Genomic DNA, 15,059 nt, shown 5'->3' on the forward strand with positions numbered 1-15,059 from the left:
CTTTTTTGGGCGGCTAATATACAAAACCAGCAGATAAATATTTTAGTTCTGCAAGCTTTCGTATTCGGATAAATGTCCCTGATCGGTATTCTGTAAAACGTCATAAGCTTCCAGCCGTACATCGGTTTCGGCTTCATCAAAAACAGCGGCAATTTCCCGGGCTTTGGTATCAAAGAAGATATCAAAAAGAAAGTTACTGGTGGATCTCCGTTTGGTCTCCTGAATGGTTTTCAGAGCACTTAAAATCTCCTGACGGGCCAATTCCGGGTCGGTTACAAACTGGTCGAGCCCAAGGCGGTGGTACCGATAGTAGGCCGTTCGCAATGGCCGGTAGTTCGATGAAACCAGATCAGTGATCATGGTATTTCTGTTTCGCCGGTTGTTGGTGCTGCGCGTCCACCCAATGGCAGATGTGCTTTCTGCAAGGTTTAAAATATTCTGTGCTTTCCCAAAGTAGGGATCGCCTCCGTGTTCGGAAAAAGTGTCAAAATCATACCCGAGCATGGTATAGCAATAGAAATCGATGAAACCGGTGAGTGCATCAAACTGGAGTTCATCGTGAATGAGGCTCTTTCCTTCCGGGTAGGAAAACTGCCAGGCATTATCACTGAGCAGAACCGTAGTTGTTTTGGCCGTGGTATTGTAGATAGGGCGCTGAACCTGGAATACCACTTCTGCAGAAAAGGTGTAATCGGAGGTTCCGCTGTTGATGGCTACCTGAATCTGGCAGTCAATACGTTCTTCCTCGGCAAAGTCCTGCTCGGTCCATTGGTACTCGTTAATGTAATTTTCGAGGGTGGGTTTCAGGTTCTCCAAATAATTGAATGATGACCCTTCAAGCTGATCAATATTTACGGTAACCGTGCAATCAAATTCCTGCCCCTTTGAGGTAAAAGGAGAGATCAGAAAAAATATCCCGCAAAAAATAAGGGGCTTTATTATTTTAAAGATAGAGTTACTGAGAGAGATCATATTTATTTGTCGACATTTGGGGTTCTAATGATACGAATACGACACGTTCTAAATAAATTTTCTTTGGGAATTATTCTGGGGTTGATTTCCCTGCCTGCCTTCGCCCAGCTTTCGATGGGTGCCCGTGGGTTAGGAATGGGACAAGCCACTACGGCACTTCCCGGTTACGATTGGTCCCTGTTCTCAAATCCTGCCCTCTCTGCTAACGAAGATATTGCCATTGGATTTTACGGGCTGCGAAATTATGGTTTCTCCGAACTCACCGATATGTCCGCTTTGGCAAGTATGCCTACAAAATTGGGTGTTACCTCTGTGGGTTTTCACCGGTATGGAGATAATATTTTCAATGAAACGAGACTAAGGGTTGGGTATAAAAACGAGTGGCAGATGCTGCACTTCGGGTTGGCCGGTAACTACAATCATATTTCATTCGGCGGGGATTATGGTTCAGGCGGAGCCGTTGGATTGGATGTTGGTGTAGCCGCTGAGATTGCCAACAACCTCTGGATTGGAGCAAAAACAATAAACGTAAATCGTGCTTCCTATAATGGCATTGGGGAAGACTTGCCTCGTGAAACAGCCATCGGATTTTCATATGCACTTAATGAATCAGCCTTATTTGCTTTCGATGTGGTAAAAGACGTCAGCTTTCCGGTGGCATATCGGGGAGGTGTGGAGGTAAAAGTCATCGAAAATCTGAAGGGAAGAGTCGGCATTACTACCGGACCATTGACCTACGCGCTCGGGTTTGGATACGGGAGGTCGCAATGGGATATAAATTTCGCCGTTCAAAAACACGAAGTGCTGGGCTTTAGCCCGGGCCTCGATTTTATGATCTATTTTTGATGAGCAAGGGTTGGAGAGCCATAGCGTATCTGTCTTTATTTGGGGTGATACTGATTTGCCCTGCATATATATCTGCCCAGGAAGATACTACAGCCACCGGCGTTGAGGAACAACTCGAAAAAGCTTTTGAAGAATTAGATACGGAAGAAGCCGGGGAGGCAGGAGAGCAATTGACGCAGTTCTTGGAAGACCTGTCAGCCAATCCGGTCAATGTAAACAGCGGCGGACTGGATGACCTGCTTCAGGTGCCCGGTATTAACCTCAAAATTGCCAGGGCCATCATCGACTTCCGAAAGTCAAAGCCTTTTGAAGAGAAACGTGAACTTCTGGAGTTTCGGGGGGTTGGCGAAGCAACGTATCAGCGAATGGCTCCTTACGTGACTATCGGTGGGCCTGAATCCCAATTTCGGGATTTGTATCTAAGACCTGAATACTGGATGGCAAACCGGAAAGTGGAAGTCTTTTCCCGCTATCAACAAAACCTGCAAACCCGGGAAGGCTTCAGGGAACCAGACTCTGCTGGTGGATATCTTGGGAGTCCTGCCAAGTATTATCAGCGGTTCCGGATTACCAGTAACCATCTTTCAATAAATCTGACCCAGGAAAAAGATCCCGGTGAAACCCTGCAGGGAATAACCGGATTTGATTACAACTCAGGCCATATCGCCTTAACCGATAACGGAAAACTGAAAGATTTTGTAGTGGGGGATTACAGCCTGAGCTTTGGTCAGGGTTTGGTGCTTTGGACCGGTGGTGCTTTTGGGAAGGGTCGCGAGGTGATAGGAACCATCAGTAAAAATGAACGCGGGGTAAAAGCCTATTCCTCTGCTCAGGAGACGGATTTTTTCAGGGGAGTTGCTGCCACCTATGGTGAGACGCTGGAACTGACCGCCTTTTATTCCAATCGTCCCCGAACAGCTTCTGTCATAAACGGAGACACCACAAGATTCCCAAGCTCTGCCGGCTTTCACAGAACAGAGAGTGAACTGGAACGGAAAAATAATATCGATCAAACGGTAGTTGGAGGCCGTGCACGATTGGATACCCCCGTTGGGCTACTTGGTGTAAGTGGTTACTACAATGAATTCAGCAGCTACATTGCAAAAGGTACTTCCCTCAGTAATTTATATGATTTTGAAGGCTCTGAGAATTCGGTTGTAGGGGTCGATTATAGGGGGCTTGCAGGGAGTGCTTTTGTTTTTGGAGAGATAGCACGCAGCCAGAATGGGGGCTTAGGGGCGGTTGCCGGATTGGAGGCTCCGATTGCCGAGAACACAGAACTTGCACTTTCTTACCGGAACTATCAGCGGGATTTTCAGTCATTTCTATCAAGCGGATTTGGAGAACGGTCCTCTGCTCCTCAGAATGAGGAAGGGTTTTATATTGGTATTCGTCATCAGCTTACACAAATATTATCATTGAGCGGATATGTGGACCAATACCGGTTTACAGCTCCCCGTTTTGGTACTTCGCAGGCTACCGGCGGCTTCGATATGCTGGGTCTGGTTGATGTGAAATTCACCCCGAAACTAAATGTATATGTACTGCTTAGAAATGAACTTCAGGACGAAGAATTTGAAATAACCACTGAGCGGGGAATAAAAGAATTGCGCTTGGGCATGGAAAAGAGAGCGAGTATTCGAGCCAATTTTGAATATCAGGTTAGTACGGCAGTTCGCCTGCGCTCACGGGTAGAATTCGCGCGCAATAAAGAGGCGGGGGCTTCCTGGGAAAAAGGTTTTTTGATGTATCAGGATGTTCGCATACAGCCGATCGATGCGCTAAGGATTGATGCCCGGGTCTCTGTGTTCGATACGGAAAGTTTTTCAACAAGAGTATATCAATTTGAAAGTGATTTGTTGTATGTGCTTTCAAATACGGTTCTATATGATCGGGGACAGCGTGCGTATGTAACTGTAAAGTATGAAGTAACTGAATTTATGGATCTTTGGTTTAAGTACGGTATCACCATTTTTGAAGACACGCAGGTGATTGGCAGCGGGCTTGGAAAGGTGGAGGGAAGTGTGAAGAACTCCTTGGGTTTGCAGGTAAGACTTCAGTTTTGAGATAATTGCTTTTTAATAAATCGTAATTTTTGAGAATATGCCGTTGCTAGTTGGCGGTTATTTTCTATTTTGAAGGAAGAAAAACAAGGGGTAAGTACAATACGAGAGAACTTAGGTTAGACTAAACTATATATGTTATGGGTATGCGAGTTATTTATTTGATACTGGGTGGACTATTTTTTTTTACGGTTTCTGCTTACGCACAGAGTTCTGTACAGCAGGAGTTGTCACGAAGAAATTTAACGTTGTCTCAGGCGCAGGAGCTGGCCAGGCAGGCCGGAATTAATCCTAACGATCCGGATCAAATAGCCAGGGTTGCCCGTGCAAGGGGAGTTTCGGAAGAGCAAATCCAGGAGTGGCTGATTGATCTTAGGTTAAATAACAGGGGTGATACAAGCGGCACCGGGTTAGAAGATCTTAGTGGAAATATTACGAGCGCAGATGATATAATTTTAAGTGGAAGCGCTGATCAGGATAGCGTGCCAAATACTACCTCATCTAAAGACACTTCAGGTTTAGAATATTTCGGCTATAATATTTTTTCAGACACTCCTGATCCTTTTAAACCGAGAACGGTAGGTCCTGTTGGGGATGGCTATGTTGTGGGGCCTGAAGATCAGTTGAGGCTTACTGTTTGGGGAGCTACGGAATTCCAATACGAGCTTCAGGTAGATGTGGAAGGCAGAATCTTGATCCCAAACATTGGTATGGTAACGGTTGCGGGACAAAGACTTTCAAACTTAAGAGAGTCCTTAAAAGTGAGGCTTGGAAAAAGCTACTCCGGCTTGCTTAAAGACCCTCCAACCATTTTTATAGATTTAACCGTTACCCGGTTAAGACCTATTCAGTTATTTGTACTCGGTGAAGTGAAGAATCCCGGAGGCTATTCATTCACCCATAATTCTACCATTTTTAACGTGCTGTACGGAGTTGGCGGGCCTAAAATATCCGGTTCACTGCGGGATGTCCGGGTTATCAGGGAAGGTAAGCAGATAGCATCTATTGACCTGTATGAGCTTTTACTCAACGGTACGGATAACCAAAATATACCACTACTGAATAATGACAGAATTTTTATCCCACCTCGCGAAAGTACCGTGTCGGTTCAGGGGCAAATTCGTAGGCCAGCGATTTATGAAATGAAACCTGATGAGGGACTAAGTCAGCTTATCGAGTTTGCCGGTGGAGTGAAGTCCGAAGCCTATGGAGACCGTTTTCAGATTAGCAGAGTGATACCTATTGAGCAGAGAGAGGATCCAAGCTTTGCCCGGCAAATAATTGATTATCCGCTTAAGGAGGTCTTATCCGGAGAAAGAGAAGTTAAGCTCTTTGATCAGGATAAAGTTCGGATGTTCAAGATATCAGAAGTATCTGATGACTATGTGCAGATTACAGGGTTAGTAAATCAACCAGGAATTTATGAGCTTTCTGAAAAAATAAGGACAATCAGAGACCTGATCTTAGCCGCAGACAGTTTGCGAGACGACGCCTTTTTAGGAAGAGCCATACTTACCCGAACCAATGATGACTCGACCACCACGGTGTTTAGTGTTGACCTTCAGGCATTGATTGAAAATGAAGGCTTAAGCCAAAATATAACGCTACAAAAAAGAGATCAGCTTCAGGTTTTTAGAAATACCGTTGAGCTCATTGATCAGAGATATGTGAATATAACCGGAGAGGTGAGTAATCCCGGCCGCTACAAATACAGCGAGAACATGAGCCTGGAAGATTTGATATTAAAGGCCGGCGGATTTACCGAAGCTGCTTACATTGGGGATTCAGAAATCACCCGGTCAGAGAAAACGCCGAGTAAAAACATGCTCACCAGTAAACTCACACATGAGTTGACTTCAGATTCAGAAAAGAAAGATGATTTTTATTCTGTGGAACATTTCTGGCCTATTCTTGATAACGCCAAAACATTTGATCTTCAACACAGAGATCAGGTGTACATCCGACGAAACCCACGCTTTAATGAACAGCGGTTTATATCTATTGAAGGAGAAGTTGAATTTCCCGGCACCTATACCATTCTTTCTGAAAATGAGAGGCTTTCAACGGTAATAGAGAGAGCCGGAGGCCTAACCAGGGAGGCTTATGCCGCAGGGGCGAGGTTATTCAGGGGTGATCGGGAAGTAATAATTAACCTTCGGGAATTACTCCAGGGAGATAGAACCCAGGAAATTTTTGTAAAGTCTGGTGATTCCATCCGGGTACCCCAAATTCCGAATACCGTTTTGGTATCAGGAAATGTTGCTCTTGACGGTTACATCAAATTCAAAGACGGAGAGCGTTTAACCTACTACTTAGACCAAGCCGGGGGCATGCAGCAAGACAGTTATAAATACGTTCAGCTCACACAAGCCAACGGCGCCATATACCAGGTTAGGCGAAAAGGATGGTTCAAGCAAAATCCCAAAGTTGAGGATGGTGCACGCATCAACGTGATTTATGAGGCGCCCGAGCCAGAATCTGAAAAACAGAGTGCGGGAGAAATTTTGCAAAAATCTGTTGCCACACTTACCAGCGCATTGACTATTATTATACTTGCAGAAAGAGCTTTTAATTAGTTAATGAGTATTTATATATGACAATTGAAGGAATTGCGGTATTGTGTGTAATTCTGATTTGTTTAATCCTATTAGTCAGCACAACAGTATCAGTTGATATCGTTTTATTTGGGGGGCTTGCTGTTCTCTTTATTTCAGGTATTATCCCCGCTGAGCAGGCACTTTCCGGGTTTTCTAATGAAGGGATGCTTACCGTAGGGGCATTGTATATTGTTGCGGCCGGGCTTAAAGAAACCGGTGCCATTCACTTCATAGTGCAAAAAGTGATGGGCAACGCCCGAACGGTTAAGACGGCACAATTACGGATTATGAGTCCGGTTATGGTGATGAGTGCCTTCCTGAATAACACACCTATTGTTGCATCATTTATACCCGCCTTGGAACGCTGGAGCCGAATTTCTCAAATTCCTGTGTCCAAAATACTAATCCCGCTAAGTTACGCTGCTATCCTGGGCGGCACCTGCACACTTATAGGTACAAGTACCAACCTGATTCTAAATGGATTGATGATTGAAGAGGCTTCTACCCGTGCAATCGGAATTCTGGAACCGGCGCTTATTGGAATTCCCTGCGCAATAGCCGGTTTTATCTACCTTGTGATCTTTGGGGATAAACTGCTGCCGGAAAGGGGCTCCAGTATGGACACTTTTCAGGATCCCCGAGAGTACACCATTGAGATGATTGTGAAAGACAGTACGGCATTGTCCGGAAAAACCATTGAAGATGCCGGTTTAAGAAACCTTCCGGGTTTATTCCTGATTGAAATCCAACGAAATGGTCGGGCAATTCCTGCTCCTGGGCCCTATGAAAAGCTGAGAGGGGAAGACCGGTTAATTTTTACAGGTATCGTAGATTCGATTATCGACCTGCAACAGATTACAGGATTAGAGCCTGCTACCAACCAGGTTTTTAAATTGAATGCTCCCAGAAATGAGCGCAAGATGATTGAGGCGGTGGTTTCAAGATCAAATCCATTGATGGGGAGAACCATAAGAGACGGAAACTTCAGAGACCGATATGATGCCGTTGTTTTGGCGGTGTCTCGGAGTGGGGAGCGCATCAACGAAAAAATCGGGGATATCACACTCAAGAGCGGTGATGTGTTGTTGCTGGAGGCGCATCCGAATTTTGTGCAAAAATATAGAAATGCCAACGACTTTTACCTGGTAAGTTCCATAGAAGATTCTTCTCCGGTGACCTATGAGAAAGCCTGGGTGGCTGCGCTTTCCCTCTTAGGTATGGTTGTGCTGGCTGCAACAGGGATTCTCAGCATGCTTCAGGCGGCTATTTTTGCTGGTGGACTTTTACTCGTTACAAAGTGCTTCAGGTACACAACAGCGCTCGAAAGTGTGGATTGGCGGGTGTTGATTGCGATAGCTTCAGCATTAGGTCTTGGAAGCGCTCTGCAATACACTGGTGTAGCCGAACAATTGGCGACCAATCTATTATCCTTCGCTGAAAATGATCCCACACTTGCACTTTTACTGACCTACCTTGCCACCTGGCTACTAACGGAAATGATTACCAACAATGCGGCCGCTGTGTTGATATTTCCAATCGCTTTATCACTTGCACAGTCGATGGGGGTAGATTTCATGCCTTTTGCGATGGTCATGATTATAGCTGCCTCCTCCAGTTTCTCAACGCCTATTGGGTATCAGACCAACCTGATGGTGTACGGCCCAGGCGGATATAAATTCACCGACTTTGCCAGAATAGGCCTCCCTTTAAATTTGATCGTAGCCACAATAGCCGTATCTTTAATACCATACATTTGGAGTTTTTAAAAGATAATCAGAGTTGATGCTTAACCAAGTCATTAAGACGGCAGAAGAGGCAGGAAAAAAAATATTAGAGTTTTACCAGACGGATGTTGAAGTCATCACTAAAGACGATGACTCACCGCTTACCAAAGCCGATCTGGCAGCGCATCATATAATCGTGGATGCCCTTAAAGAGATTGATCCCGGAACCCCAATAATATCAGAAGAATCCGGTATTCCTGATTTCCGGCAAAGAAAAGAATGGAACCGGTTTTGGCTGGTAGACCCACTGGACGGCACGAAAGAGTTCATCAAAAAGAACGGCGAGTTTACCGTTAACATCGCTTTGCTTGAAGATGGGAAGCCCATTCTTGGCGTGGTTTATGTGCCGGCAAAGGATGTCATGTACTATGCTGAACAAAGCATAGGAGCATTTAAGAAAGAAGCAGACAAAGAAGCCGAAAAGCTGGAAAGCGATTCGTTTGCAAAACCGGGAGAAGCAAGAATTGTGGTAAGTCGCTCTCACGGTGATGACCAAACAGCTAAAAAGCTTTCCGGGATCGGGATAAAAGTTATAGAAGAGGTTCCTTCCGGAAGTTCAATCAAATTTTGCCTGGTTGCAGAGGGGAAAGCGGATTTATATCCGCGCCTGGGACCAACCATGGAATGGGATACCGCGGCAGCTGATGCCATTTACCGGTATTCATCCAAAAACGGCGAAAAATACTCACCATTGGTGTACAACAAAGAATCCCTTAAAAATCCTTATTTTCTATTGGGATTAAACGAACATGTTGATGTCGAGAGTTTATAAGAAAGCCTGACCATCAGAAAAATTTACATTATACTTTTTTAGAAAAATGAGTGAAAAAAGATCACATTCACATCTTAAAGAACTGGAAGACGAAGGAATTTATGTTATGAGAGAAGTGGCGGCTCAGTTTGAGCGGCCAGTCTTGCTTTTCTCCGGTGGAAAGGATTCTATAGTTATGTTTCACCTGGCTCTGAAAGCTTTTCATCCGGGCAAGGTACCCTTCCCGTTAATGCATATTGATACGGGCCACAACTTCCCCGAAACCATTGAATTCAGAGACAAGCTTGTTGAGAAGTACGATGTGGAGTTGATTGTTGGGAGCGTTCAAAAATCTATTGATGAAGGACGGGTTGAAGAAGAAACAGGACCCGATGCCAGCCGAAATGCCCTTCAAACAACCACACTCCTGGATACTCTGAAAGAATATCAGGTGGATGCTGCTTTAGGTGGTGGACGTCGTGATGAAGAAAAAGCTCGGGCAAAAGAGCGGTTCTTCTCCCACCGGGATGTTTTCGGCCAATGGGATCCGAAGAATCAACGACCTGAACTTTGGAATCTGTTCAACGGTCGGAAGAATCCGGGCGAAAACTTCAGAGTCTTTCCGTTGAGTAACTGGACGGAAATGGATGTATGGCAGTACATTGCACAGGAAGAGATTGACATTCCGGAACTCTACTTTGCCCACGAGCGAGAAGTTTTTAATCGTCGTGGAGTATGGCTTGCCGACACGGATTTTGTAAACCGAATGGAAGAAGAAGAGTTGGAAACGAAGACCGTACGTTTCAGAACTATCGGGGATGCCACGTGTACCGGTGCGGTATTATCGGATGCATCAAACATGGAAGAGATCATTCAGGAAGTGGCTTCTGCCCGACAAACGGAACGCGGAAATCGCCACGATGACAAGCGCAGCGAAACCGCAATGGAAGACCGAAAACGTCAGGGATACTTCTAAGCCATCCAAACACCATCCACTAAGAATACTGAACAACGAATTTTATTTCTCAAATGAGCGAAAGCAACGGAAAATCGAACAACCCGAACACTGACAATAAATACCTGGATATGGATCTGCTCCGGTTTACAACAGCCGGAAGTGTGGATGACGGAAAAAGTACGCTGATCGGGCGGCTTTTTTATGATTCCAAATCCATTTTTGAAGATCAGATGGAGGCCATCGAAAAGTCCAGCAAAAGCAGTGGGGAAGAAGATGTAAACCTTGCCCTGCTCACTGATGGGTTGAAAGCTGAGCGAGAGCAAAAAATCACCATCGATGTTGCTTACCGCTATTTTGCGACTCCCAAAAGAAAATTTATTATCGCGGATACGCCGGGTCATACCCAGTACACCCGAAATATGGTAACCGGAGCTTCAACAGCTGATTTGGCAATTATCCTGGTTGACGCATCCAAAGGACTATTGACTCAATCCCGCCGGCATGCGTTTATCTCATCACTCCTTAGAATCCCTCACTTGGTGGTGGCTGTTAATAAAATGGACTTGGTTGGCTATGATGAGAAAGTGTTCAATGAAATCGTAAGTGAGTTCAGAAGCTTTGCCAAGAAGCTGAATGTAAGCGATATCACCTATATCCCGATTTCCGCGCTGAAAGGGGATAACGTTGTCGATAAAAGTGAAAATACAAATTGGTATAACGGCTCTACACTATTGCACCATCTGGAAACTGTAAAAGTAGATGCTTCTGACAACATTGTAGATTTCCGTTTTCCGGTGCAGTACGTAATTCGTCCGAATCAGAACTTCAGGGGCTTTTCCGGAAGAGTTGCTTCAGGCCATGTTCGTCCGGGCGATGAAATTACGGTATTGCCATCCGGCCTTTCATCCAAAGTGAAGAGAATTGTGACCCGGGACGAAGATCTGGAGATTGCCTACCCGGGCGATTCCATAACGTTGACTATTGAAGACGAGATTGATACCAGCCGTGGCGATATGATTGTTCGGAAGAATAACGTACCGGCCGTCAGCAATGAGTTTGAGGCCTATATTTGCTGGATGAACGAGAAGGATATGGAGCTGAATAAGCAATATGTTCTGCAGCACACCACCCGAACGGTTCAGGTTTTTATGGAAGATCTGCTTTACCGAATGAATGTGGATTCTCTGACCCGCGAAGATGCCAACAAATTGGGACTGAATGAAATTGGACGGGTAAAGCTGAAAACCAGTCAGCCTATTTTCTACGATCCTTACCAGGTGAACCAGAAAACGGGAAGTTTTATCATTATTGATCCTGCGACCAACGTGACCATTGGAGCCGGGATGATCCGTGCGGGGTCTACAGAATCGAAGTCGCCGAAAGACACATCTGAAGCGGGTATTAAAAGCAAACAAACCCGACAGAAGTCTCCGAATGTAGTTTGGGAACCGTGGAATATTCCCCGGGAAGAACGGGAAAAGAGAAACGGTCATAAAGCAAGTTTACTGTGGTTTACCGGGATTTCGGGAGCTGGTAAGAGTACCATTGCCAAGGAGCTCGAAAGAAAGCTCTGGGAAAACGGTAAGCAAACGGTGCTCCTGGATGGAGACCAGGTTCGCCATGGTTTAAATGGTGATCTTGGATTTAGTGCTGCTGACCGAACCGAGAATATCCGCCGCGTTGGTGAAGTAGCCCGTTTATTCTATGAGCACGGAAATATTGTGATTTGCACATTCGTATCTCCGTATTCCAAAGACAGGGAAGCAGCTAAGCAATTATTCCCGGAAGGAGACTTCAAGGAAGTTCATATTACCTGCGACCCAAAGACAGCTCAGGAACGAGATCCGAAAGGCTTGTACAAAAAGGCTCAGGAAGGCGAAATCTCCGGCCTAACAGGCTATGATGCAGATTACGAGGTATCCGATGATCCAGCTTTAACTATCGACACAGATTCAATGTCGGTGGATGAGGCCGTTGAGGAGATTCTTAAAATTATTGAGTAAATAAAAAAGGGAAACACAAAGCTTGTGTTTCCCCATTCTTTGGTTTTCAGAAATCAGGTGCTGTTTACATTTCTGATTCCATATTTCCTTCCGGAATCCAGTCAGCTATTACCTCTTCATTGTTGGCTAACCATTCCTTAGCAACTACTTCATTTGATTCGTCTGATTCATTGATTTGAACCATTAGGTCAGCCAGTTCTGCATCGGTCAGATGCATGTTAGACAGAAAAGTGGCCAGTTCCGGTTTATCTTCCTGAAGGTCTTTACGGCCCATAATGTGGATACTTCCGGTTTTCCATTTCATCATGTCTTCGTCTTGCTCAAGAAACTTGAGGTCGAAGCTTCCAAACATCCAATGGGGTTTCCAGCCGGTTACTACGATCGGTTCTTGATTCTCATAAGCTTTCTTCAAAGCTGAGGTCATTGCCGGTCCGCTTGATTGTACCAGCTCATAATCAAGATTATAGTCTTCAATTACCTCATTGGTTGTTTTCATGATTCCGGCACCGGCGTCAATTCCGGTAATCTCACCGTTGAATTTATCACTGACAGCATTCAGCTCAGAGATTTTATCGATCTCAACATAAGTTGGTACTACCAGGCCGCTTTGGGTTCCCTCATAAACGGTTCCCAGATCAATGATGTCTTCCTGGTATTGCTCAACGTAATCTGCGTGCAGGGTGGGCAGCCAGGTTTCCATAAAAGCATCGGCATCGCCATTGGCTACGGCTGTGTAAGCAGGACCTACACCGGCTGATGTAATTTCAACCTCATAGCCCATCTTGTCTTCCAGTACTACTTTAGCAAGATTTGTGTAAGCAATCCCTTCCGCCCAGTTTACATATACCAAGTCGGCTGTTTTTGATTCATTTTCTGATTTTTGACTACACGCGGTAATCAGTCCAAAAGCCAGGACGAATATCCCCAGCTTAGATAGCATGTTCCATATTCTGTTATTCGTTCTCATGGTTCTTTTGGTTTGATGTTATGGTTCTGTTTCTGTTTATATCTTAAATTCTTATCCTGAAGAAGCTCCTAACGATTGGGTGACTCTGTCCAAAAACACAGCCAGTATTACAATAGCCAGACCGCCTTCAAATCCCAGCCCGATATCCAGCTGCTGGAGGCCTGTAACCACAGGTTGACCTAATCCACCGGCGCCAATCAAGGCAGCGATTACTACCATCGATAAAGCCAGCATAATGGTTTGGTTTACTCCCGCAAGGATAGTGGGAAGGGCAACGGGCAGTTCCACTTTCAAAAGCATTTGTTTGGAATCGGAGCCAAAAGCCAGGGCTGCTTCCCTGATTTCCTCCGGTACCTGCCGGATTCCCAAATTCGTGAGTCGCACAGCCGGTGGCATAGCAAAAATGAGCGTAGCAATCACTCCCGGCACCTGACCTAATCCAAAAAATAAAACAGCCGGAATCAGGTACACAAAGGCGGGCATGGTCTGCATAAAATCCAAGATCGGACGAACAACCTTTTCCACTGTCTTACTTTTAGAAGCCCAGATTCCGAGTGGAATACCAATCAGTAAAGCGATAACCACCGCGGTGATGATCAAAGCCAGCGTCTCCATGGTTCCGTCCCACATATCCATTCCCTCAATAACGAGCAGACCGAGAACGGTGAAAATCCCAACTCCCTTTCCTGATACATACCAGGCAAGGGCACTGAACAGCACAATCATTATGATGGGGTGGGGAAATAAAAGCAGGTTTTCAATCCCGACCAGAAAAGAGTCAACCACCAGGGTGACAAGGTCAAAGAAACCGCTCAGGTTATCGGTCAGCCAGTTGATTGCAAACTCAAATGCATCTCCAACAGGTAGATCAAACATATTCAGGATGTAGTAGTTTCTTCGTTATTTTTGGTTTCTTTCTTTTGGGTGTCTAAGCCATTTTCGTTGAGCTCTGCCATAATGGTAGCACGATCAACAATGCCAAGCAGGCTGCTGTCGTCTTCAATAACCGCAATCGGGTACTTGGCTTCGATGGCTTTGGGCAGTAGTTGGTTGATGGGAGTTTCCGGACCACAGACTTCGATGTCAGAAATAATGATTTTCCCGAGATCCTTCACTCCGTCTTCCTTCAGCTTAATCGCGTCATCAATCTTGACAATTCCTTTGAGGTGACGGTTTTCATCAACCACATAGGTGGTTGAAACCCCCACTTTCTCCATATTTCGAATGGCTACCGATGGACCGTCTTTGGGCACCTGAACAGTAGGTGCTTTCCGCATGATGGCCTGCGCCGTAATGATCTTGGTGCGATCCACATTCTGGACGAAGGCTTTCACGTAATCATCAGCGGGATTGGTAAGAATTTCTTCCGGTGTGCCCACTTGCACCACGTATCCATCTTTCATGATGGCAATCCGGTCTCCGATTTTAAGAGCCTCGTCCAGGTCATGTGTAATAAAAACGACCGTTTTGTGGACTTCCGCCTGAAGTTCCAGCAGCTCGTCTTGCATGTCGGCACGAATGAGTGGATCAAGGGCACTAAATGCTTCATCCATCAGCAGGATTTCAGGATCGTTAGCTAATGCCCTTGCTAACCCAACACGCTGCTGCATGCCGCCGCTGAGTTCATCCGGCTTTTGTTCTTCATATCCTTTCAGTCCAACTTTTTCGATGGCTTCATAAGCTTTCTTCTTCCGCTGATCTTTATCCATGCCACTTATTTCCAACCCGTATTGTACATTTTCAGAAACGGTGCGATGGGGAAACAAGCCAAAGTTCTGAAACACCATCGACATTTTTTTGCGGCGCATTTCCAGCAACCTGTCTTTATCCACTTCGGTAATGTCTTCATTGCCAATCAGTACCTGACCTTTGGTGGGTTCTATTAGTCGGTTCAGGCAGCGCAGCACGGTAGACTTTCCACTTCCGGAAAGTCCCATGATCACAAACATCTCCTTCTCTTTTACCTCAAAGCTGGCATTATTAATACCGATGGTATTTCCTGTTTCATTCAGGATTTCATCTTTAGATTTACCTTCTTCTATCAGGGGGAAAGCCTTTTCAGGGTTCTTCCCGAAAATTTTAAAGAGATTTTTTACAGTTATAGCGGCCATATGTCCT

At 45.4% G+C, this 15,059-nt stretch carries 11 protein-coding genes; 7 read left to right on the forward strand and 4 right to left on the reverse strand.

All coding sequences use genetic code 11. The features are described 5' to 3' along the window. Positions 1 to 42: 42 nt before the first annotated feature. Positions 43 to 972, reverse strand: a complete 930-nt coding sequence (locus JJ941_RS01255) for a DUF4835 family protein (protein ID WP_290961340.1) — start codon at positions 970 to 972, stop codon at positions 43 to 45. 27 nt (positions 973 to 999) lie between these two features. On the opposite strand from JJ941_RS01255, the gene JJ941_RS01260 reads away from it, so the two are divergent. From JJ941_RS01260 to cysN, 7 genes are all read left to right on the forward strand, one after another. Further along, positions 1,000 to 1,818, forward strand: coding sequence for a hypothetical protein (locus JJ941_RS01260; protein WP_290961342.1), 819 nt, complete (start codon positions 1,000 to 1,002; stop codon positions 1,816 to 1,818). Then, positions 1,818 to 3,884, forward strand: coding sequence for a helix-hairpin-helix domain-containing protein (locus tag JJ941_RS01265; protein ID WP_290961345.1), 2,067 nt, complete (start codon positions 1,818 to 1,820; stop codon positions 3,882 to 3,884). Before JJ941_RS01260 ends, JJ941_RS01265 begins: the two co-directional genes overlap by 1 nt. 143 nt (positions 3,885 to 4,027) lie before the next feature. Next, on the forward strand, positions 4,028 to 6,457 hold the full coding sequence (locus tag JJ941_RS01270) for an SLBB domain-containing protein (protein ID WP_290961348.1): 2,430 nt from the start codon (positions 4,028 to 4,030) through the stop codon (positions 6,455 to 6,457). 17 nt (positions 6,458 to 6,474) lie between these two features. Further along, entirely contained in the window at positions 6,475 to 8,244 is a 1,770-nt protein-coding gene (locus JJ941_RS01275; protein ID WP_290961351.1) for an SLC13 family permease, read from the forward strand. 16 nt (positions 8,245 to 8,260) lie between these two features. Continuing rightward, on the forward strand, positions 8,261 to 9,034 hold the full coding sequence (gene cysQ / locus JJ941_RS01280) for a 3'(2'),5'-bisphosphate nucleotidase CysQ (protein WP_290961354.1): 774 nt from the start codon (positions 8,261 to 8,263) through the stop codon (positions 9,032 to 9,034). 46 nt (positions 9,035 to 9,080) lie between these two features. Further along, positions 9,081 to 9,989, forward strand: a complete 909-nt coding sequence (gene cysD, locus JJ941_RS01285; RefSeq protein WP_290961357.1) for a sulfate adenylyltransferase subunit CysD — start codon at positions 9,081 to 9,083, stop codon at positions 9,987 to 9,989. Between the two features lie 53 nt (positions 9,990 to 10,042). Then, positions 10,043 to 11,974 carry a sulfate adenylyltransferase subunit CysN gene (gene cysN, locus JJ941_RS01290; RefSeq protein ID WP_290961359.1) on the forward strand — a complete coding sequence of 644 codons (1,932 nt, stop codon included), beginning with the start codon at positions 10,043 to 10,045 and terminating at the stop codon, positions 11,972 to 11,974. A gap of 64 nt (positions 11,975 to 12,038) precedes the next feature. On the opposite strand, the gene JJ941_RS01295 is transcribed toward cysN, so the two are convergent. The 3 genes from JJ941_RS01295 to JJ941_RS01305 are packed head-to-tail and all read right to left on the reverse strand — an operon-like array spanning position 12,039 to position 15,052. Beyond that, on the reverse strand, positions 12,039 to 12,941 hold the full coding sequence (locus JJ941_RS01295; RefSeq protein WP_290961362.1) for a glycine betaine ABC transporter substrate-binding protein: 903 nt from the start codon (positions 12,939 to 12,941) through the stop codon (positions 12,039 to 12,041). A 51-nt stretch (positions 12,942 to 12,992) separates the two neighbouring features. Next, a complete protein-coding gene (locus JJ941_RS01300; RefSeq protein ID WP_290961365.1) occupies positions 12,993 to 13,817 on the reverse strand; it encodes a proline/glycine betaine ABC transporter permease in 825 nt (274 codons plus the stop codon). A 2-nt stretch (positions 13,818 to 13,819) separates the two neighbouring features. Next, entirely contained in the window at positions 13,820 to 15,052 is a 1,233-nt protein-coding gene (locus JJ941_RS01305; RefSeq protein ID WP_290961368.1) for a glycine betaine/L-proline ABC transporter ATP-binding protein, read from the reverse strand. Between the last annotated feature and the right edge of the window lie 7 nt (positions 15,053 to 15,059).

The sequence above is a fragment of the Gracilimonas sp. genome, assembly GCF_017641085.1.
Lineage (GTDB): Bacteria > Bacteroidota > Rhodothermia > Balneolales > Balneolaceae > Gracilimonas.